The sequence below is a fragment of the Psychrobacter sp. CX16 genome (assembly GCF_057396245.1).
This window is the reverse complement of sequence record NZ_JBXYJF010000015.1, coordinates 53,549-73,390: the sequence shown is the minus strand read 5'-3', so window position 1 is coordinate 73,390 and position 19,842 is coordinate 53,549. Positions and strand designations below refer to the sequence as shown.

General features: G+C 42.0%; 22 protein-coding genes and 1 tRNA gene. 12 read left to right on the top strand and 11 right to left on the bottom strand.

The genetic code is table 11. The features are described 5' to 3' along the window. From AC2SLM_RS07430 to gatC, 11 genes are all read right to left on the bottom strand, one after another. The coding region (locus AC2SLM_RS07430; protein ID WP_486552358.1) for a helix-turn-helix domain-containing protein at positions 1-277 on the bottom strand (277 nt) is incomplete at its 3' end. 105 nt (positions 278-382) lie between these two features. Continuing rightward, positions 383-1,714 (bottom strand): APC family permease, encoded by a 1,332-nt coding sequence (locus tag AC2SLM_RS07425; protein WP_486552931.1) that lies wholly within the window; start codon positions 1,712-1,714, stop codon positions 383-385. Between the two features lie 297 nt (positions 1,715-2,011). Then, positions 2,012-2,926 (bottom strand): formyltetrahydrofolate deformylase, encoded by a 915-nt coding sequence (gene purU, locus AC2SLM_RS07420; protein ID WP_486552930.1) that lies wholly within the window; start codon positions 2,924-2,926, stop codon positions 2,012-2,014. 200 nt (positions 2,927-3,126) lie between these two features. After that, positions 3,127-3,294: a hypothetical protein gene (locus tag AC2SLM_RS07415; protein WP_486552929.1), complete on the bottom strand. Its 168-nt coding sequence runs from the start codon at positions 3,292-3,294 to the stop codon at positions 3,127-3,129. A gap of 133 nt (positions 3,295-3,427) precedes the next feature. After that, positions 3,428-4,465, bottom strand: a complete 1,038-nt coding sequence (locus tag AC2SLM_RS07410; RefSeq protein WP_486552928.1) for a hypothetical protein — start codon at positions 4,463-4,465, stop codon at positions 3,428-3,430. 186 nt (positions 4,466-4,651) lie between these two features. Beyond that, complete coding sequence (locus AC2SLM_RS07405) at positions 4,652-4,786, bottom strand: type ISP restriction/modification enzyme (protein WP_486552926.1); 135 nt, start codon at positions 4,784-4,786, stop codon at positions 4,652-4,654. 255 nt (positions 4,787-5,041) lie between these two features. Beyond that, the gene (fic, locus tag AC2SLM_RS07400) at positions 5,042-6,142 is read right to left on the bottom strand and encodes a protein adenylyltransferase Fic (protein ID WP_486552924.1); all 1,101 of its coding nucleotides are present in this window, start codon (positions 6,140-6,142) and stop codon (positions 5,042-5,044) included. A 276-nt stretch (positions 6,143-6,418) separates the two neighbouring features. Beyond that, positions 6,419-6,495 (bottom strand) — tRNA-Pro (locus AC2SLM_RS07395). A 55-nt stretch (positions 6,496-6,550) separates the two neighbouring features. Continuing rightward, positions 6,551-8,071: an Asp-tRNA(Asn)/Glu-tRNA(Gln) amidotransferase subunit GatB gene (gatB, locus tag AC2SLM_RS07390; protein ID WP_486552923.1), complete on the bottom strand. Its 1,521-nt coding sequence runs from the start codon at positions 8,069-8,071 to the stop codon at positions 6,551-6,553. Further along, complete coding sequence (gene gatA / locus AC2SLM_RS07385) at positions 8,071-9,570, bottom strand: Asp-tRNA(Asn)/Glu-tRNA(Gln) amidotransferase subunit GatA (RefSeq protein ID WP_486552922.1); 1,500 nt, start codon at positions 9,568-9,570, stop codon at positions 8,071-8,073. Before gatA ends, gatB begins: the two co-directional genes overlap by 1 nt. 138 nt (positions 9,571-9,708) lie before the next feature. Next, positions 9,709-10,050 (bottom strand): Asp-tRNA(Asn)/Glu-tRNA(Gln) amidotransferase subunit GatC, encoded by a 342-nt coding sequence (gene gatC / locus AC2SLM_RS07380; RefSeq protein WP_486541791.1) that lies wholly within the window; start codon positions 10,048-10,050, stop codon positions 9,709-9,711. 603 nt (positions 10,051-10,653) lie between these two features. On the opposite strand from gatC, the gene AC2SLM_RS07375 reads away from it, so the two are divergent. The 12 genes from AC2SLM_RS07375 to rplV all read left to right on the top strand — a co-directional run bounded on the left by AC2SLM_RS07375 (position 10,654) and on the right by rplV (position 19,839). Beyond that, entirely contained in the window at positions 10,654-11,682 is a 1,029-nt protein-coding gene (locus AC2SLM_RS07375) for a rod shape-determining protein (RefSeq protein ID WP_486541793.1), read from the top strand. Positions 11,683-11,703: 21 nt separating this feature from the next. Continuing rightward, positions 11,704-12,621: a rod shape-determining protein MreC gene (gene mreC / locus AC2SLM_RS07370; RefSeq protein ID WP_486552920.1), complete on the top strand. Its 918-nt coding sequence runs from the start codon at positions 11,704-11,706 to the stop codon at positions 12,619-12,621. A 96-nt stretch (positions 12,622-12,717) separates the two neighbouring features. Then, complete coding sequence (gene mreD / locus AC2SLM_RS07365) at positions 12,718-13,197, top strand: rod shape-determining protein MreD (RefSeq protein WP_486541797.1); 480 nt, start codon at positions 12,718-12,720, stop codon at positions 13,195-13,197. A gap of 90 nt (positions 13,198-13,287) precedes the next feature. Continuing rightward, on the top strand, positions 13,288-13,926 hold the full coding sequence (locus tag AC2SLM_RS07360; RefSeq protein ID WP_486552918.1) for a Maf family protein: 639 nt from the start codon (positions 13,288-13,290) through the stop codon (positions 13,924-13,926). A gap of 123 nt (positions 13,927-14,049) precedes the next feature. After that, entirely contained in the window at positions 14,050-15,870 is a 1,821-nt protein-coding gene (locus tag AC2SLM_RS07355) for an Rne/Rng family ribonuclease (protein ID WP_486552917.1), read from the top strand. Between the two features lie 488 nt (positions 15,871-16,358). Continuing rightward, positions 16,359-16,670, top strand: coding sequence for a 30S ribosomal protein S10 (gene rpsJ, locus AC2SLM_RS07350; protein WP_007394248.1), 312 nt, complete (start codon positions 16,359-16,361; stop codon positions 16,668-16,670). Positions 16,671-16,767: 97 nt separating this feature from the next. Then, the gene (rplC, locus tag AC2SLM_RS07345) at positions 16,768-17,406 is read left to right on the top strand and encodes a 50S ribosomal protein L3 (RefSeq protein WP_486541803.1); all 639 of its coding nucleotides are present in this window, start codon (positions 16,768-16,770) and stop codon (positions 17,404-17,406) included. A gap of 14 nt (positions 17,407-17,420) precedes the next feature. Next, entirely contained in the window at positions 17,421-18,023 is a 603-nt protein-coding gene (gene rplD, locus AC2SLM_RS07340) for a 50S ribosomal protein L4 (RefSeq protein ID WP_486541805.1), read from the top strand. Continuing rightward, the gene (rplW, locus tag AC2SLM_RS07335) at positions 18,020-18,370 is read left to right on the top strand and encodes a 50S ribosomal protein L23 (RefSeq protein ID WP_486541807.1); all 351 of its coding nucleotides are present in this window, start codon (positions 18,020-18,022) and stop codon (positions 18,368-18,370) included. Before rplD ends, rplW begins: the two co-directional genes overlap by 4 nt. Before the next feature lie 11 nt (positions 18,371-18,381). Beyond that, positions 18,382-19,212: a 50S ribosomal protein L2 gene (rplB, locus tag AC2SLM_RS07330; RefSeq protein WP_486541809.1), complete on the top strand. Its 831-nt coding sequence runs from the start codon at positions 18,382-18,384 to the stop codon at positions 19,210-19,212. 11 nt (positions 19,213-19,223) lie between these two features. Beyond that, positions 19,224-19,499: a 30S ribosomal protein S19 gene (gene rpsS, locus AC2SLM_RS07325; RefSeq protein ID WP_486541811.1), complete on the top strand. Its 276-nt coding sequence runs from the start codon at positions 19,224-19,226 to the stop codon at positions 19,497-19,499. A gap of 10 nt (positions 19,500-19,509) precedes the next feature. Beyond that, entirely contained in the window at positions 19,510-19,839 is a 330-nt protein-coding gene (gene rplV, locus AC2SLM_RS07320; protein ID WP_026348696.1) for a 50S ribosomal protein L22, read from the top strand. The last annotated feature ends 3 nt before the right edge of the window (positions 19,840-19,842 follow it).

Sequence of the window (19,842 nt, the reverse complement as noted above, 5' to 3'; positions counted from 1 at the left end):
TTTTTTCATCAGCCAGTTGTCGCTCAAGTCTTTTTATGATTTGGGCTGGGGTTTCTTTGTGTGGCATTCTTAGGCTCTTTGGCGGTGTATTCCAGTCTAATGTACCATGTTTCCTAAGCCAAGTTAGGACGGTACTACGTCCTTGTATGCCATAGTGCTTTTGGGCTTGTTTGTAGGTCATGTCGCCTTTTTCTACTTGCTCTACAATAGCTAATTTAAAGCCGAGTGTGTAATCTTTCTGTGTTCGTTTAACCCTTGATCTTTCTGCTTTGTCCATTTATAAGCTTCCTTTTCGTAAACTTATTTTAGGACGGGACAGTCAATAAAAGGGCGCTATCAAATAGATAGCGCCTTTTTATTGTGTGAAAGATGAGAGTTTTGTTCAAATTAGCTGTTTGCGGTTTCTAATATAGAAATAAATGGCTGTACCTAATGCAATCCAAAATACCAGGCTAAAGTAAGACGGCAGTGAGATATTAGAATCAAAAATAGGCGTTAATAGGAAGACTAAGAAGGCCAATGATACAAACATACCCAATCCGCTAAAGATGACATCTTTACGATTCTCAGAGATTTTATAAGCACACAAACAGGTCATAAAATAAGCGACAGAGGCACCGATTGATGAGAGGTCAACGAACCAAAGCAGGGCAGTGCGACCAAAGAAAGGTACGATGATGGCACAAGCACCAATAAAATAGATAACCCATCTAGGGATAGTCCCGTTACCTGTCTTCTTTACCCCCTCTCGTTTGCCCACATCATAATCTTCACTCATGGTATCGACCAAACGGCTTGAGCTGATAAAGAAGCCGTTTAAGCCAGAGACCACGGCACCGAACATGGCGACCGCAAGGAAGTAGAAAATACCGTCCCCGACTAAGATGCGAGCCGCATGACCAGTTGCCCAAGCAGAATCCGCTAGCGATTGATTGGGTATGCCTAATGCAGTAACGATATTCAACACATTATAGATAATGGCACCAAAGACAATCGCCAACATAGTGATTCGAGAGACCGACTTTGAAGAGACATTGTGATCTCCTGACATCTGCGCTACCGCATCGAATCCGATAAATGCCCACGGGGCAAAAGCGATAATGCGTACGATAGAGGAGGTGTTTAGCTCGCCCCAGTTGGAGTCAAAATTAGTGATTTGAGTGCTCTCGATATTAAATAAGGAGACGATAACGATTAAAAATAAAGAGCCTATCAGTGCAAATACCAATAAGTTTTGTGTCTTTAAAGCACCCTTAATCCCTTTAATATTAATAAAGGTAAATAGAATGATGATGCTTAAAGAAACAATGATATCGTTTAAATAGACCGGATAGCCTGAAACCGAGTAGAGGTAGAGCCCTTTTGAGTAAAAGGGGAACACCGCATCTAATACCATAGGCACTGCTGTGGCATTAAGTGGAATAATAGATAAATAGGCTAAGAGCAATCCCCAACCGGTAATAAAACCTGATTTTTTGCCCAAAAGCGTGGTCGCAAAACTATATTCCCCTCCGGACTCAGGTACTTTAGTCATGACTTTGGAGTAGCTATTCTCAATAAATACCAACATGATAATAGCAATCATAAAACCAATCATCGTATTGAGTACGCCATAATTTGGCAAAAACACATTGCCTGGGAGAATAAATGCACCCCAACCAATCACTGAGCCTAATGCAATGGTGAAAATCTCTTTTTTTCCCATGTAACTCATAATGTTATCAGTATCCTTGCTTCAATTATTTTTCATATTCCACCGGCAAATACACTGATGGAACTATTAGAAATGACGTATTATTTGGTATCAGTAAATAACACCTAAACAGTAACTTACTATATTTGCGGTTAGTTTTATATTGTTGGTTTGAGAGTGTTTTGCAAGATTACTAATAACAAAGGCCAGTACGCATATCGCATACTGGCCTTTGTTTATGGTTTAGACTCAGTAAGATAAGTATTACTGTTTTAATTACTAGTCATGTTGCAACCAGCTATTTATTTACAGGTCATTTTAGCTGAAAACGACCGTCTTATTACCTGAGACAATCACACGGTTCTGTACATGCCAATTAACCGCACGCGCTAACACATTACGCTCAACATCGCGGCCAATAGCACGTAGTTCAGTGACGCCTTGGCGATGGGTAACACGGTGTACGTCTTGTTCGATAATTGGGCCTTGGTCCAAGTCAGCAGTGACATAATGCGCAGTTGCACCAATCAGCTTTACGCCTTTATCAAATGCTTGACGGTAAGGATCTGCACCGACGAAAGCAGGCAAGAAGGAATGGTGGATATTGATAATCTGCATCGGCCAACGATTGACGAAATCCTCAGACAGAATTTGCATATAACGCGCCAATACTAATAAATCATTGCCGACCATAATTTGATGGATCTGTTCTTCGGCTTCTACTTTGGTCTCTTTGGTCACGGGCACATGATGGAAAGGAATGCCAAAGTTCTCGACGGCTTGACGCAAGTCGTCATGGTTGCTGACCACACAAGTTATGTCACAATCTAGCAGACCACGCTGATGGCGCCACAATAAGTCGAGTAAGGCATGGTCGAATTTGGAAACGAGGATACCGACTTTTGTTTTAATCGCATTGTTATGCAAGCGCCAATCCATGTCATAGCGTTTGGCTACGGTATGATCAAAGCTGGCTTTAAAGTTATCAATAATCTTAGCCAAGCCAGCCAATGCAAACTCTAGACGCATAAAATACTGGCCACCTTCATAAGCGGTTGAGTATTGGTCTAGGGTAATAATATTGGCGCCATAGCGATGGATAAATTCCGACACAGCTTGCACGATGCCTGCTTTATCTCGGCATTTAATTAATAGAGTGGCAGTGTCGATAGCATTCGCAGAATTGACTCGTGTATTTGTCGAATTTTGGGTTGATTGTGGGTTCTCTGACATAATGACCTTGTTATGTAAATGAGCATGATAGCAAAGGGTTTGATGGTAACTAGAACTTTAAAAAGTTTTAGTTACCATAATTAGGCACTTATTTTATATCAAATCTTATATCCACATAGTTAAAACATCTACTGAATTAGTGAATTTCATTAGCTATTATACCTACAACCTAAAATTTAGCTTAGCTCTCTCCCCAAAAGCTACAGAAAAATATGAATATGGTAAATATGCAGCGTAATATCAGGGGTATGTAGTAGTAGGGGGAGCAATGTGGTTAGTAGCATCTTTAATAAGATAAGTTGCCATTTTGAAGGTTTGACGTTTTTCGGTTCTTGTACAGGTTTGTTAGTTCGGTTGGACTTTGTCATGTGTTTAACCTCATATAATGCCGTTACGGTGTGTATTGGCTAACATGACAAAGTTTAGTCTATGAGTGTAGGTGTCAGGGAAGGGTGTCACCTTTGAAAAATGGTGTCAGGGTAGGGTGCCACCCTAGTAAAATCAACTACTTCTCATTAATTTTTTGAAAAATACCTCCCAGTCCTTATGATTTTTAACTTTTCTAGGAGCTGTTATTGAAGCAACTCTATCTATAAATCTTGCATCAGTAGGTAAGTGAAGGTCAAGACTTGAGAGGTGTTTTAAGGCTATTTTGACTTTTGAGGTATGAGAAAGGTTAGGATTTATAGCGTTTTCGGAATTATATATGTAATCCCATACATATTTAGATACAACTAATTCAGGTGCCCACTGGGTATGCATAGTGTCTAGAAAAGCTGTTTTCTGAAGAATTTTTTCATTCTTTAGGTGGATATTATCATTCGCTAATCGTATTTGATAAATAAAGCTTCCCAAGTTTGGATAGATTTCATCTAAGTATTTAATCTTCTCTAAAGTGGTCAATACAAATTGTCTTAGTTCGATAAACTCACTTAATCGATTACAGGCATTTAAATCTTCATATAAGTTTTTTTCCCATTCTACAGCTTCGTTTAAACTAGTAAATATCTTATCTAGGTTTAAATATCTACTGAAAGCCTTAAAAGGTAAGTAAGACAAGTGACAAGACACAACATCGGACAGAAAATTCTTGTTCTTTAAGTTGTCTAGAGGGTATTCTTTATCAAATGAATAACTAGCTAAATATAGGTCTTTGAATAAAATGAGAGGATCTATAGTCCTTTCGAAAATACGCTCTAAAGCGAAATCAACAAAACCTTCACTATATTCCGTTTCATTTTGATAGCCTATTAAATCGTTATCAGTATATTTTATTTCTTCACGACTATAAGTTTTACTGAATAAAATAGCTTTAACATATTCAGATAGAATGAACTGTGCATCAACATTGGAGATGTTATTCTCATAAAGCTGATAACGGTAGTCATTAATATCTTTATACAAATAGTCATAATATGTGAACTCTGATACTGTTTCATTATCATCAGGAACGTCAGGATAGTCACAATTTATTAAAGGGTAGTTATTATTTATGTGAATAAAATGTTCAAATAAATGTATTTTAATATTAAAGTTCATAAACACACCCTTTACTAAAATAAGAACAAAGGCAATGGTAATTTAAGAGTATAAATAACTGCCGTTTGGGTAATTAATCCTAGCCTTGCAAGATGTCACAACGGTCTAAACCAACCCTTCAATTTTATCAATTTCTTGCATTAGCGCATACGTTAAGGTTAGTGCAGTAATGATATTCATATAATGCTAAATATCATCCATTGCCAGTGTGCGCTCTTTACGGTCTTTAAGCCATTTTTGGGCGGGCGGGTAGCCACCGATATAAAACTCCCAAGCGATTAACGGTATATTGTCAAAATATTGCTCATCATTAATCCTCACCTTGCCGATACTGGCATCCTCAATTGATGGCTAAAAACCGATGCTGGTCTTGGTCATTTTATGATAACGCATATGTAGGTTGTGACGGTTTAAAATAGGTTGCCTTCTAACCAGAATAGCCAACTAGCAGACAAAAAGGGGTAGACAGTCATTAAAGGTATACCATAATATAATATTTGGTCGGAACGGCAGGATTTGAACCTGCGACCCCCTAAATCTAGAGTGAGTTTAGGTGTATAAAATGACTTTATTAATCTACCGAATTAACTCATCACTGTGCAATAAGTTCATTAGGTTCTGATTAATAAATAGCTTCTCTTTACCTACCTTTTTTTCTTGTAATATTCCAATATCTACTAGTGTCCTTAGATAACTACTGGCAGTTTGACGTTTGGCAATATCTTTATCGACAAGATTGCTAATTCGGCAATAGGGCATCTCAAAGATAACATTGACTAGTTCATGGCTATAAATGTTATTGGCTTTTTCTTTTATTAGCTGACTGGTATTGGCGTGTAACTCTTTAATCGCCAATATTTTATCTGTCGTCCATTCGCTTGTCTCTCGGATTGCGTTTAGCATATAAATGAGCCATGTCTCCCAGTCCTGACGTTCTGTGACACCCTTTAGCCCATTATAATAACCTGCTTTGTTATTGATGATATATCGGCTTAAATATAATATCGGTAAATCGAGTAATTGTTTTTCGATTAAATATAAAATATTTACCACTCTACCTGTACGCCCATTACCATCGAAAAAGGGGTGTATCGCCTCAAATTGATAATGAGCGACAGCCATTTTTACCAAAGGATCTAAATCATCATCGCTATGTAAAAAACTTTCCCAGTTATCTAATAAATCTTGGATGGATTTAGGGTTGTCTGGTGGCGTATAGATAACTTCGCCAAAGCTGTTTTGTAAAACAGTTCCTTTATTATTGCGAATGTTAAGGTTTGTTCCCTTAATAGTTTGGCAAACTTGAAGGGCCGTTAGGCTGGTAAGAGGTCGGTTTCTAATGGCATTTATGCCGTTGTATAAGGCAGTCCGATATCGCAGGGCTTCTTTAGTTGCATGATCAGCAACATTGTCATCATAGGCATATTGGAACAGCTTATCTTTGGTCGTTACTATGTTCTCAATCTCACTACTACCTTGAGCTTCTAGCATTGGAATAATATTGATAAGCATCGCTTGATTGGGTATCAGTTTACCCGCCTGTTTTAGACCTGCTAGTGCAGTGCGTGCTTCGATGCAGAGTTTTAAAACGGATTTTGTTTCAAGTTCATGATTAGGTGGCAGGTAGGGTAAGTCATTATAAGGCTCTTCAGCCTGCCAGTTTGTATTAACTTGCATGGTCTATCTCTCATGTTTATAAAAGAAGAAATTTTAAACATGATACCACTTATATGTTGATTACATAGACATGATGTGAACTTCATGTCGATAAAATCGCAAAATATAAACATGACTTTACTAACATGTCGATGGCATAAACATGACATTCAGCTCATGTCGATAAAACCGTAAAACGTAAATATAAGATTGCAAGAACGTTTTAATTAAGAGCTTCAATAAGCAATAAAAAAAGCCAGCAACCCCAAACAGGGTTACTGACTTCTTAAAATATATTGGTCGGAACGGCAGGATTTGAACCTGCGACCCCTACACCCCCAGTGTAGTGCGCTACCAGACTGCGCTACGCCCCGATGGTCAAACTATTTTACTCATAATTGCTTTTAATGCAAGTATTAAAGCAACTATTTAGCCCAATAACTCTTTTAGAATCTGATTTACTTGTTGCGGATTGGCTTTACCGCGGCTGGCTTTCATTACTTGACCAACCAAGCCGTTAAATGCCTTCTCTTTACCGCCTTTATACTCATCAACCATTTGCTGATTATTGGCGATAACCTCCTCAACCATCGCTTTAATTGCGCCAGTATCCGTTTCTTGCTTTAGACCTTTGGCTTCAATAATCTTATCTGCTGCATCAGCGTCTGTACCGCCTTCACCCTCATACATCGCAGTGAATACTTGCTTAGCCAATTTGCCAGATAGCGTATTGTCATTTAAGCGTTTTAATAGACCTGCCAGCTGCGCTTCAGAGATAGGCGATTCAGTGATGCCTTTGTCTTCTTTATTTAGCGCGCCAAGTAACTCACCCATCATCCAGTTCGCGGTTAGCTTAGCATGCTCAGTACCTACAGACTCAAGCACTGTCTCGAAGTAATCAGCGAGGTCACGGCTATCAGTCAGTACACGAGCATCATATTCTGATAGACCAAGCTCTTCTTCAAAGCGGGTACGGCGAGTTACAGGTAACTCTGGCATCGCTGCACGGATGGCATCAACGGTTTCTTGCTCGATGCGGACAGGTAGCAAGTCAGGGTCGGGGAAGTAGCGGTAATCGTCCGCATCTTCTTTAGTGCGCATGATACGGGTTTCGTCCGCATCTGGGTCATACAACATAGTTGCTTGGACTACTTTTCCGCCGTCCTCGATAATATCGATTTGACGTTCAATTTCACGTTTAATCGCATTTTCAATGTTACGGAATGAGTTTAGGTTTTTAAGCTCGGTACGGGTACCAAATTCTTCGCCAGGTTGGCGAACAGATACGTTACAGTCGCAGCGGAATGAACCTTCAGCCATGATGGCATCTGAGATATCAAGCCATGTGACTAGCTGATGGATAGCCTTGATATACGCAACCGCTTCGCTCGCTGAACGCATGTCTGGCTCAGACACAATCTCAATTAATGGCGTGCCAGCACGGTTTAAGTCAACGCCTGTCATGCCAGCAACCGCATCATGTACAGATTTACCAGCATCTTCTTCTAAGTGACCGCGTGTGATACCAATACGTTTGCTGTATTCGTTTTTCTCGCCTTCATTAACGATAACGTCAATATAGCCTTTACCCACGATAGGGTTGGCCATCTGGGTAATTTGATAACCTTTTGGTAAGTCAGGGTAGAAGTAGTTCTTACGGTCAAAGGTATTTAGCATACCCAGTTCCGCATTAACACCGATACCAAATTTTAAGGCACGTTCGATAAGTCCTTCGTTTAGTACAGGCAAAACACCGGGCAAGCCCAAATCAACGATATTGGCTTGGGTGTTTGGCTCATTACCAAATTTAGTCGGTGAGCTTGAGAAAATCTTACTGTCAGTATTAAGCTGACAGTGAATCTCAATACCAATGACCACTTCGTAGCCATCAACAAGTAATTCTTTACGAACGGGCTGGTGTGTGGTGTTGCTTTCAGTGATAGCAGTCATTAGATGCTCTCCTGTGCAGTAGCAGATAGCTTGGTGTGATGGTCAGTATGTTGCTGGAATAGGTGTGCAGTTGATAACAGTTTGCTGTCATCCCAGTGCTTGCCGATAAGCTGTAAACCGACCGGTAAACCGGCATCTGTTAAACCGGCCGGCATGCTAATCGCAGGCAGACCGGCCAGGTTCACCGCGATGGTATAGACGTCACCTAAATACATAGTCACTGGGTCAAGCGCTGTGTTTAATTCATACGCTGCGGTTGGTGCAGTTGGGCTCGCAATCACATCGCACTTCTCAAAGGCATCTTTAAAGTCTTGCAAGATTAGACGACGTACTTTTTGCGCTTTGTTGTAATAGGCATCGCAGTAACCGGCTGATAGGGCGTAAGTACCCATTAGGATACGGCGCTGAACCTCAGCACCAAAACCTTCTGAACGAGAGCGGGTATATAAATCTGCTAGGTCTTTTGGATCTTCACAGCGATAGCCAAAACGAACCCCATCAAAGCGAGATAGGTTTGATGATGCTTCTGCTGGCGCTAACATATAATAAGTAGCTAGGGTAATCTCTGGATCAGTGATGTTTACCTCAACAATAGTCGCGCCCAAGTCTTCGTACTGTTTTAATGCCGAACGAACATTGGCTTCTACCTCAGAGTCTAAGCCTTTATCAAAGTATTCTTTTGCCACACCAATGCGTAGACCAGCAAAAGGTTTGCTGGCATCTGCATCTTTTGCGGCAGTATGCATATTGGCAACATAATCTGGTACATTGCGCTTGATAGAGGTCGCGTCGCGTGGGTCATGACCGGCCATAGGCTGTAGCAAATAAGCACAATCTTCTGCTGATCGGCCGAAGGTACCGGCCTGATCTAAGCTTGAGGCATACGCAATCATACCGAAGCGTGATACACGGCCATAGGTTGGTTTGATACCCGTTAAACCGCAAAATGACGCGGGCTGACGAATAGAACCACCCGTGTCACTACCGGTAGCAAAGGGTACAAAACCTGCAGCAACGGCAGCAGCAGAGCCCCCAGATGAGCCACCAGGCACACGATTTAAATCCCAAGGATTATGTACCGCACCATAATAAGAGCTTTCATTGTCTGAGCCCATGGCAAATTCATCCATGTTCAGCTTACCTAAGCACACCGCACCAGCTTCACGAATATTAGCAACCACAGTTGCATCGTAAGGGGATACGAAGTTGTGCAACATTTTTGAACCAGAGGTGGTTAATAGACCTTTGGTACAAAATAAGTCTTTGTGCGCCATTGGAATACCTAATAGGGCAGAGGTATCACCAGAGCTGCGTTTTTCATCGGCTGCTTTAGCCGCTTCGCGAGCACCTTCGTCATCAACGGTGATAAAGCTATTAATCTTTTTATCTAAGGTGTTGATGCGTTTTAAGAAGTGGTCGGTTAATTCCATACTGCTAAACTGCTGGCTTTTTAAGCCATCTGCCAGATGGGCAATGGATAAATGATGTAGGTCAGACATATTGGGTGTCCATTTGTTAAGTGAAAAGGATAAGATTAAAAATATAGTTATCGCTATTAGTATTAAGCGGCGGGTTCATTAACGTTTATATTTTGCCGCCTAGCTTTTATTTATTAGATAGCTTTTATTAAGCAGCCATTATTCGATAACTTGTGGCACCAGATACAGTCCTTGCTCAACGGCTGGCGCGATAGATTGGTTTAACTCACGGTCGATATCGGCATTCGGGATATCGGCGCGCAGCTCTTGGGCTGCTTCATGTACGTTTGCTAAAGGCGTTAGATGATCGGTATCAACACTAGCAATGGTCTGCATCATCTTTAAAATTTTATCAATGTCATTGGCATAATCTTGTGCCGTGTTGTCATCAACTGCTAAACGAGACAGTCTGGCCACTTCTAGGATGTCTTCAGTACTGATTTTGTCGTCGCGGATGTCGCTTAAAGGTGCATCAGAACCTGGGGTGCATTTGTCAGTCATGAGTCTAATTATCCTATATCAAGGGAGTGATTTAAGGGAGTTGTGCGTTATTAATATAATAGGTGGTGCAAGTGGCGTATATTATAAAGCAACTGGCACTTATTTTCAGTGGTCACCACGTTAAAGGTAGTTTAGATAATGGCCTCTGTATTCGCTAGCAAATATCAGATGCTTTATGTTGTTCAGTATTAGTCGACACTTGTTGGAATACATTTATTGAAATAACAGCAAAAAGTCAGATAGTCATTGTTATTACTTTTGGACCAATATGGGTCAGTAGTAAGGTGTTGTAATGGTTCTGACATGAGATGTTGCAAATTAGTCACATAGTCAATGATGAAAAATATGATATTCGCATGATTTATGCACGATTAAGCGCTATAATTTGCAGCAATTTAATATTTCACTAAACTTTTTGGTTTTACTCTTGTCGTCATACTTAACTTTAGTTAAAGTATTTGCTTATATTTGTTCGGCAAAATCTCAAAATATTATTTAGTATATCAAACCCACTCGTTTGAGAGCCTTATTTGTCTCTGCTAATTTAATGCGCCTGATGATGACGGCTCCTTCTTAACTCGCAATACGCTGGAAATACGATACATGAACCCGTTTGGATTTTTATCTAACAATATCGCCATAGATCTTGGTACTGCCAATACTTTAATTTACACGCCTGGCAAAGGGGTGGTTCTTGATGAGCCAACCGTGGTTGCCTTGCGTAGTAATCGCACTCAAAACCCAACGGTTGCTGCTGTTGGTATCGATGCAAAGCAGATGCTGGGACGTACGCCAGATAACATTACTGCGATTCGTCCTTTGAAAGACGGTGTGATTGCAGATTTTGAGGTCACTCAAAAGATGTTAAAACACTTCATCACTAAGGTAAAAGCTAAGCGTTTTTTAGCGCAGCCTAATGTGATTGTTTGTGTGCCTTGCAAATCTACTCTAGTAGAGCGTCGTGCGATTCGTGAAGCGGTTTCATCTGCTGGCGCGAACAAAGTTTTCTTATTAGAAGAGCCAATGGCAGCGGCAATCGGTGCTGGTTTGCCAGTTCATGAAGCCAGTGGCTCAATGGTTGTTGATATCGGTGGTGGTACCACTGAGATTGCGGTTATCTCTTTATCAGGCTGTGTATACGCTGATTCTATCCGTATCGGTGGTGACATCTTTGATGAAGCGATTATCACTCACGTTCGCCGCAACCATGGCTGTGTGATTGGTGAAACCACTGCTGAGCGTATTAAGCAAAGCGTAGGTTCTGCCATTGACGAAGACGCCAAACTTGAAGTAGAAGTGCGTGGTCGTAGCATGGCAGAAGGTGTGCCTAAGACGCTAACGGTCACTTCTGAAGAAGTTCAAAAAGCGTTAAGCGATTCATTAACCGGTATTGTTAGTGCCGTGAAGACAGCACTTGAGCAAACCCCACCAGAATTATCTTCTGATATCGCAGAGCGCGGTATTGTATTAACAGGTGGCGGCGCATTATTACGTAACTTTGATAAATTATTGTCAAAAGAGACGGGCCTGCCAGTAACGGTTGCAGAAGATCCATTAACTTGCGTAAGCCGTGGCGGCGGTGCTGCTTTGTCTTTTATTAATAATAAAAGCCTTAATATGATTTTCGTGTAGCCTATAAGTTTGTAAATTAATATGCCAACAAGCATCTTTGCTCAACACAGTCTATCGCTACGCAAAACCGCTGCCGTTTTATTGGTGGCGATGATATTAATGCTTTTAGATAGCAAAAACCCTCACTGGTTCACGCCTGTGCGTGATACCAGTCATGCGGCTATGCAGCCTATTTATCAATTGTCAGTGTTACCGACCTTTGTCAGTCATTGGGCTGATGGTACTATGATGAGTAAAGAGTCGCTGCGCCGTGAAAACGTACAGCTGCATGCTCAGTTATTGCATGCACAAGCCAAATTACAGCAGCAAGATTATATTCTGGCGCAAAACGCACGACTGCAAGGCATCTTATCAACGACTAAACCGGATCAATACGATTTAAATTTAGCACAAGTAATTGGTACCGATACCAATCCACTTAAGCAAATCGTGGTGATTAATAAGGGCAGTAAAGATGGTGTGGAAGTGGGTCAGACCGCTATTGATGAAAATGGTATCTTAGGCCAAATCATCAATGTCTATCCTAATACCAGTCGTTTGCTACTGATTACTGATGAGCTGCAATCGGTATCAGTGACAGTAAGACGTACCGGCCAGCGTGCAATTGTGTCGGGGCAAGGCTCTGCGAATGCGTTGAGTCTTGATTATATATTCAAGACCTCTGACATTCGTATTGGGGATGAATTAGTTTCATCAGGTTTGGGTGGACGTTTTCCAGCCGGTTACCGAGTGGGACGTATTGAATACATCAACCCGACTCAAAAAGATAACTTCTTGAATGTCAAAGTCACACCAGCGGCCAACTTTGTTGACAGCTCTTACGTGCTTATTATGCAAGACAGTGAAAATGTACCGACCTATGCCGATGATACTTTTACAGAGTCTTTAGAGTTAACCGAGCCGGCTTATGTACCGCCTAGCCGTATCGCTGGACCCTGATATAAGTCACAATGTGGTATAAATCACTGTTCCCAGCGATTGGCTATCACCTTATAATGACTGCCTAAGCGTTCACTAATAGGTGCTACCGGCATTATGATGAAACCCTCCTTAAATCCGATGCAAGCCTTGCTGGTTGTTGTTGCAAGCTTTGTTATTGCATCTGTCATTAATATCTACCCCATGAGTTTAAGTGCTTCGAGTCTACGCCCTATGGCACTTATCATGGTGCTTGTGTTTTGGCTTATCTATAAACCCAAATATGTGGGTGTGGGTACAGCGTTTATCGTGGGTATTATTTGCGACTTACTATTAGATACGCGTTTAGGGCAACAAGGGTTTGCGGCAGTGGTTATGGCTTTTGCGATTCGTTTTATTAATCAATATATTCGAGACCTTAATCTATCCATGACTTGGTTGGTCGCAGCGGGTGCGCTGATTGTGTTCCAAATTATATTGTGGTTGGTACAATATATCACCCAAAATATCTTCTTTACTGGCGGCATCTCTGGTCTATTGGTTAGTATTGTGACGTGGCCGTTGGTTTATTTAGCATTAGTGCGTTTTAGACGCTAGCTTTTTTCTAAAAGAAGATTATCTCTAAACCGATGCTAATTAACCCAAACTATTTCTAGCTTTACCAAAAACACGACTACTGGATTTATAATGAATATTATTCTTGCTTCTACCTCGCCCAGACGTCGGCAACTACTGTCATTGGCGGAGCTTGATTTTGTGACTCAAGCGGTGGAAATAGATGAGACAGTAGAGACTAACGAATTACCGCAAGACTATATTGTGCGCATGGTGGGTGCCAAAGCTAAAGAAGCATGTCAATCACTAATCAATACGCTCAATCAGCATCAAGAAAATAATGATAACGACAATCATAGTCTAATTATCACCTCAGACACGATAGGCGTGCTCAGTGATGGGCATAGTATTCTGGTCAAGCCCACTGACAAGGCAGATGCCTTTGCGATGTGGTCAAAGATGTCAGCTAATAGTCATAGTGTTTGGACAGCGGTTCAATTAACCGTAATCGATAGTACTGGTCAGGTCCTAGATGCAGAGACTGTATTAGAAAAAACAGACGTTGTCTTTATTGAGTTAAATGAAGAGGCGATGGAAGCGTATTGGGCGACCGGTGAGCCGAAAGATAAAGCGGGCGGCTATGCGATTCAGGGCAGAGGTGCTGCTTGGATAGAGCGTATTAATGGCAGCTATACCAATGTGGTAGGCCTGCCGTTGGCGCAAACCTTGGCGGCGATAGATAGGCTACAACACAAATTTGATAAACGATAATGGGCGAAAGATAACAATTTATCGGTGCCAGTGCTACACTGAGAACAAGTAAAAATATAACAATGTCTCGTCGATAATTATAACGCTTCATTACTCATAGAATAATAAGGTAAAAGGTCTGCTATGTCAGAAGAGCTACTCATTAATGTCAGCCCAATGGAATCTCGAGTTGCCGTTTTGGACAATGGCGTGGTCAGCGAGATTTATATTGAGCGGCACAATAAGCTAGGTCTAGTGGGCAATATTTATCTCGGTACTGTGGTGCGTGTTTTGCCGGGTATGCAGGCCGCTTTTGTGGATATTGGTCAATCACGTACTGCGTTTTTGCATGTCAATGATATGCGCCGTGTACCGCGCAATCCTCCTAAAGAAAAACCACCCGAAACGACTACCCATCATCATGTCACACGAGAACCGACCGTACTGACCAGTATGCCGGTTGATCGTTGTGAGCATTTAGCCGAAAATGTGGCGACAGATAACGGTTCGGTTGTGAATTCTGAAAGCAGTGATGCTAAAGATGCCAATAATATGACCATGGCCGCTCTTAAGAAAGCAGAAGTTGAGTCAGCAGGGTTACGCGAAAAGCAATCGGCATTAGCAGATGAGTCCAATCAATCAGATAGCGATTTGCCAGATACGGTGGGTAATGCCATCACTCAAATAGATCCAAAGCCATCTACGACCAAAGACCGACAAATCATTGAGCCTCCGCGCCATGAGTTGATTCAATACCGTCTGCAAGAAGGTCAGAAAATACTGGTACAGGTCACCAAAGACCAATTGGGTACTAAGGGCGCACGGCTAACGACTAATATCTCTTTACCATCTCGCTACCTTGTGTATCTGCCATCAAGCGAGCACATCGGTATTTCACAGCGTATTGATAATGAAGAAGAGCGTACTCGCTTAAAGACGGAGCTGTCGCAGCTAATGCAAACAGTGAGTTTAACCGGTGGTTTGATTGCTCGTACTGCCGCAGAGCGGGTACCCGTCGCTAAGCTTGAAGAAGATATCTATTATCTTGTACAGCTGTGGCGTACTATTCAAGCGCGAAAAGAAGAGTCGGCGATTAGTAATAAAACTGCCGTGCTCATCTATCAAGAGCTGTCTTTAGCGCTACGATCCATTCGCGATCTAGTGCATGCCGATACCGAAAAGGTCATCGTTGATAACGAAGGCATGTATAACGAAGTACGTCAGTTTGCCAAAGAGTTTGTACCCTTTGTTTATCCGCGTATTCTGCCCTATACCGGTGAGCAACCTTTATTTGATGTCCACCGTGTTGAGGATGACCTACGCGATGCGCTCAAGCGCCGTGTCGATTTAAAATCTGGCGGTTATCTGATTATCGATCAAACCGAAGCGATGACCACCATTGATGTCAATACAGGCTCGTTTGTCGGTGGTCGCTCTCTAGAGGACACAGTATACAAAACCAACTTAGAAGCCACTCACGCCATTGCTAGACAGCTGAGATTGCGTAATTTAGGTGGTATCATTATTCTTGACTTTATCGACATGCTAGAGCAAGAGCATAAAGATGATGTGTTAGAGAGTCTGCAGCATCAGTTATCACAAGATTATGCCAAAACTAAAATTACTCAGGTCAGTGAGCTTGGACTGGTTGAGATGACCCGTAAGCGCACCCGTGAATCGCTTGAACAGCAGCTATGCGAGCCGTGTAAGACCTGTGAGGGCAAAGGCTTTATTAAAACGGCTGAAACGGTTTGTTTTGAGATTTTCCGTGAAATCATGCGCTGTGCACGCACTTATAACTCACCGAAGAAGTTTACAGTGGTGGCGCATGCGGCAGTGATTGACTTATTACTATCGTCTGAGGCGGACACGGTTGCTGATTTAGAGTATTTAGTAGGCAAAGTGATTACTTTTGAAGTCGAAAATCTGTACACCCAAGAGCAATATGACATCGTTTTAGACTAATTATAGCTATTATTTATAAACTCATTATTAAGTAAAGCAGGGTAGTAGGCAGTCGAATAACCGCTTAAAATAAATGTTATTAATCTGTAAATATTGCTGCTAAGCCCGAGTTTAAAGCGGTTAGTAATAAATATTAAACTTGCAATCATCTGTGAGCTGTGTATAATACACACCACTGAATTTATATGAGCGTTTCAAGTGGATGCAAGTGGAAATACGGTAACGTATTTAAACAATCAACACTTCTAAAGCTTGACGTTAATACAGCTGGAGCATCGTTTCCGGCACTAATTTCATTCTTCTTTGCTACCTTCCTAAATGGAAATGGTGGGCAAGGATTAAACTTATTTTGTTTTTTGTATTGTTAGATGTGGTTTTAATCATTATTTGACCAAAAAATGAATCATTTATATAACGGCTATTTATCATCGATTACTGTCATTAGGGCAATAATCACAGATAAAACCATTTATTAGGAGCTTGCTGGCATGGCTAACCAGAGAATCCGTATCCGACTAAAGTCTTTTGATCATAGATTGATCGATCAGTCGGCACAAGAGATTGTCGATACCGCAAAGCGCACTGGTGCGCAAGTTTGTGGTCCTGTACCGTTGCCTACTCGCATAGAGCGTTTCAACGTCCTAACCTCGCCACACGTCAACAAAGACGCGCGAGATCAGTACGAGATTCGTACTCACAAGCGTATGCTTGACATCGTGCAACCAACTGATAAAACAGTTGACGCATTGATGAAGTTGGACTTGGCTGCTGGTGTAGACGTTCAAATCGCATTGGGTTAATCAATAAGTATGTCACTAATTAATGCGTACTGATTAATATAGAGCGACTTAGTAAAAATTACCCAAACTATTAATTGAAGATATAAAGAGGTTTAACATGGCGATCGGTTTAGTCGGTAAGAAATGCGGCATGACCCGTGTCTTCACTGAAACAGGCGCTTCTATCCCTGTAACAGTTGTTGAGGTCGATGCAAACCGCATTACTCAAATAAAAACGAATGACACTGACGGCTATCAAGCCATTCAAGTCACCACAGGCGTACGACGTGACAGCCGCGTAACAGCAGCACAAAAAGGTCACTTCGCTAAAGCAGGCGTTAAAGCCGGCCGTGGTATGTGGGAATTTCGTGTTACAGAAGAAGAGCTAGAAGGACGTGAAGCGGGTAGCGAAATTGCTGCTGATCTATTCGAAACAGGGCAACTTGTTGACGTAACAGGTCAAAGCAAAGGTAAAGGCTTCCAAGGTGGCGTAAAACGTCATAACTTTAGTATGCAAGATGCTACTCACGGTAACTCAGTATCGCATCGCGCGCTGGGTTCTACAGGTCAGAACCAAAGCCCAGGTAAAGTTTTCAAAGGTAAGAAAATGCCAGGGCAAATGGGTAACAAACAAGTTACCGTTCAAGGACTTGAAGTCGTGTCAGTAGACGCTGAAAAAGGTCTTCTCGTCATTAAAGGTGCCATTCCAGGCGCCAATGGTGGCGATGTCATCGTACGTCCGTCAATCAAAGCCTAAGCAAGGGGATTAACGTGAATTTAAAAACTGTTACAGGCGCAGCGGTTGAGCTGTCTGACACGGCATTTGGTCGTGAATTCAACGAAGCCCTCGTTCACCAGGTCGTCACTGCATATTTAGCAGGCGCACGTCAGGGTACACGCGCACAAAAGACTCGTGCTGAAGTTTCTGGCGGTGGTAAGAAGCCATGGCGTCAAAAAGGCACAGGCCGTGCACGTGCAGGCTCTATCCGTGGCCCAATCTGGCGTGGTGGTGGTCGAGCATTTGCTGCTAAGCCACAAGACTGGTCACAAAAAGTGAACCGTAAAATGTATCGCGGTGCGATGCAGTGTATCTTAGCCGAATTAGTTCGCCAAGATCGTCTAATTTTAGTTGAAGATATTAATATCTCAGCTCCTAAGACGAAAGAGCTAATCAGCAAGTTAGAAGAACTGAATGCACCAAGAGCATTAATCGTGACCAATGAAGTTTCTGAAAACTTATATTTAGCGGCTCGTAACATTCCACATGTGAATGTTCTAGGCACTAACGAAGTGGATCCAGTTAGCTTGATTGCGTTTGATAAAGTCATCATGTCTGTTGACGCAGCGAAACAATTTGAGGAAGCACTAGCATGAATAACGCAAGACTTTATCAGGTCTTAAAAGGGCCTGTGTTCTCAGAAAAATCTCAGCTGTTAGGTGACTCGCTAGGTGTTCAGGTTTTCAAAGTAGATGGAAACGCCACTAAGCGTGAAATCAAGAAAGCAGTCGAGTTAATGTTTGAAGGTGTGGAAGTTACTAAAGTAAACACCTTAAATGTTAAAGGTAAGACAAAGCGTTTTGGTAAGAGCATCGGTCGTCGTAATGACTATAAAAAAGCCTATGTTACCTTAAAAGCTGGTCAAGATGTACAAATGGCTGATGCTGGTGAAGACGTTGCAGAAACTGCACCTTCTACTAGCGAAACAGCGAACAACGAATAAGGATACAACTCATGCCTATCGTAAAAGCAAAGCCAACATCACCAGGTCGCCGTTTTGTTGAAAAAGTGGTGCATCCACACCTTTACAAAGGTCGTCCGCATGCGCCGCTTGTTGAAGCACAAGGCAAATCAGGTGGTCGTAACAACAATGGTCGTATCACAACACGTCACATTGGTGGTGGACACAAGCAACATTATCGTATTATCGATTTCAAGCGTACTAAAGACAATATACCAGCGACGGTAGAGCGTATCGAATACGATCCTAACCGTACAGCGCATATTGCATTACTTAAGTATGCTGATGGTGAGCGTCGTTACATTATCGCCCCTAAAAAACTTAGCGTTGGTGATACTGTATTGTCAGGTGAGACTTCCCCTATCCGTCCAGGTAACTGCCTACCATTAAAAAATATTCCAGTAGGTTCTGTTATTAGTAACGTTGAACTAAAAATCGGTAAAGGCGCGCAATTAGCTCGCTCAGCTGGTGCATCAGTTCAGTTACTTGGTAAAGATGGCATCTATGCAATCTTACGTTTGCGTTCAGGCGAGACTCGTCGTGTACACGTGAATTGCCGTGCTGTTATCGGTGAAGTTTCTAACACTGAAAACAACCTAAAATCACTTGGTAAAGCAGGTGCATCACGCTGGCGTGGTGTTCGCCCAACGGTTCGCGGTACAGCGATGAACCCAGTTGATCACCCACATGGTGGTGGTGAAGGTCGTACTATGGGTAAACATCCAACAACGCCATGGGGTCAGAAGACCAAAGGTCTTAAAACGCGTTCTAATAAGCGTACTGACAGTATGATCATCCGTCGCCGTCGCGCCAAGAAGAAATAAAGGAAAATTTCATGCCTCGTTCATTGAAAAAAGGTCCATTCATTGATGCGCATCTGTTTGCCAAAGTAGAGAACGCTCTTGAGTCTAACTCACGTAAGCCAATCAAAACTTGGTCACGTCGCTCGATGATTCTGCCACAAATGGTTGGTTTAACAATTTCTGTTCATAATGGCCGTACTCATGTACCGGTTATCATTAGTGAGCAAATGGTTGGCCATAAACTAGGTGAATTTGCCCCGACCCGTACGTATCGCGGTCATGGCTTTGACAAGAAAGCAAAAAAATAAGGTGCTCACTATGGAAGTAACTGCAAAATTACGCGGTGCCGCCATTTCGGCACAGAAAGTTCGACTTGTCGCAGATGAGATTCGTGGTAAGTCTATTGAGCGTGCTTTGGATATCCTTGCGTTCAGCAACAAAAAAGGCGCAGTATTCGTCAAGAAATGTCTTGAGTCTGCTATTGCTAATGCTGAACACAACCACGGTTTAGATATCGATACACTTAAAGTATCAACTATCTATGTGGATGAAGGCATCACGCTAAAGCGTATCCTACCACGTGCAAAGGGTCGTGCTGATCGTATCAGTAAGCGTACCTGTCACATTACTGTTAAGGTAGGAGAATAATTC

Coding starts and splice junctions, on each gene's coding strand:
- AC2SLM_RS07425 (WP_486552931.1), bottom strand. CDS start 1,714: ATGAGTTACATGGGAAAAAAAGAGATTTTCACCATTGCATTAGGCTCA.
- gatA (WP_486552922.1), bottom strand. CDS start 9,570: ATGTCTGACCTACATCATTTATCCATTGCCCATCTGGCAGATGGCTTA.
- mreD (WP_486541797.1), top strand. CDS start 12,718: ATGATGAAACCCTCCTTAAATCCGATGCAAGCCTTGCTGGTTGTTGTT.
- fic (WP_486552924.1), bottom strand. CDS start 6,142: ATGCAAGTTAATACAAACTGGCAGGCTGAAGAGCCTTATAATGACTTA.
- AC2SLM_RS07360 (WP_486552918.1), top strand. CDS start 13,288: ATGAATATTATTCTTGCTTCTACCTCGCCCAGACGTCGGCAACTACTG.
- AC2SLM_RS07355 (WP_486552917.1), top strand. CDS start 14,050: ATGTCAGAAGAGCTACTCATTAATGTCAGCCCAATGGAATCTCGAGTT.
- AC2SLM_RS07415 (WP_486552929.1), bottom strand. CDS start 3,294: ATGACAAAGTCCAACCGAACTAACAAACCTGTACAAGAACCGAAAAAC.
- rplC (WP_486541803.1), top strand. CDS start 16,768: ATGGCGATCGGTTTAGTCGGTAAGAAATGCGGCATGACCCGTGTCTTC.
- purU (WP_486552930.1), bottom strand. CDS start 2,926: ATGTCAGAGAACCCACAATCAACCCAAAATTCGACAAATACACGAGTC.
- rplW (WP_486541807.1), top strand. CDS start 18,020: ATGAATAACGCAAGACTTTATCAGGTCTTAAAAGGGCCTGTGTTCTCA.
- rplV (WP_026348696.1), top strand. CDS start 19,510: ATGGAAGTAACTGCAAAATTACGCGGTGCCGCCATTTCGGCACAGAAA.
- rplB (WP_486541809.1), top strand. CDS start 18,382: ATGCCTATCGTAAAAGCAAAGCCAACATCACCAGGTCGCCGTTTTGTT.
- AC2SLM_RS07410 (WP_486552928.1), bottom strand. CDS start 4,465: ATGAACTTTAATATTAAAATACATTTATTTGAACATTTTATTCACATA.
- mreC (WP_486552920.1), top strand. CDS start 11,704: ATGCCAACAAGCATCTTTGCTCAACACAGTCTATCGCTACGCAAAACC.
- AC2SLM_RS07375 (WP_486541793.1), top strand. CDS start 10,654: ATGAACCCGTTTGGATTTTTATCTAACAATATCGCCATAGATCTTGGT.
- rpsS (WP_486541811.1), top strand. CDS start 19,224: ATGCCTCGTTCATTGAAAAAAGGTCCATTCATTGATGCGCATCTGTTT.
- gatB (WP_486552923.1), bottom strand. CDS start 8,071: ATGACTGCTATCACTGAAAGCAACACCACACACCAGCCCGTTCGTAAA.
- gatC (WP_486541791.1), bottom strand. CDS start 10,050: ATGACTGACAAATGCACCCCAGGTTCTGATGCACCTTTAAGCGACATC.
- rpsJ (WP_007394248.1), top strand. CDS start 16,359: ATGGCTAACCAGAGAATCCGTATCCGACTAAAGTCTTTTGATCATAGA.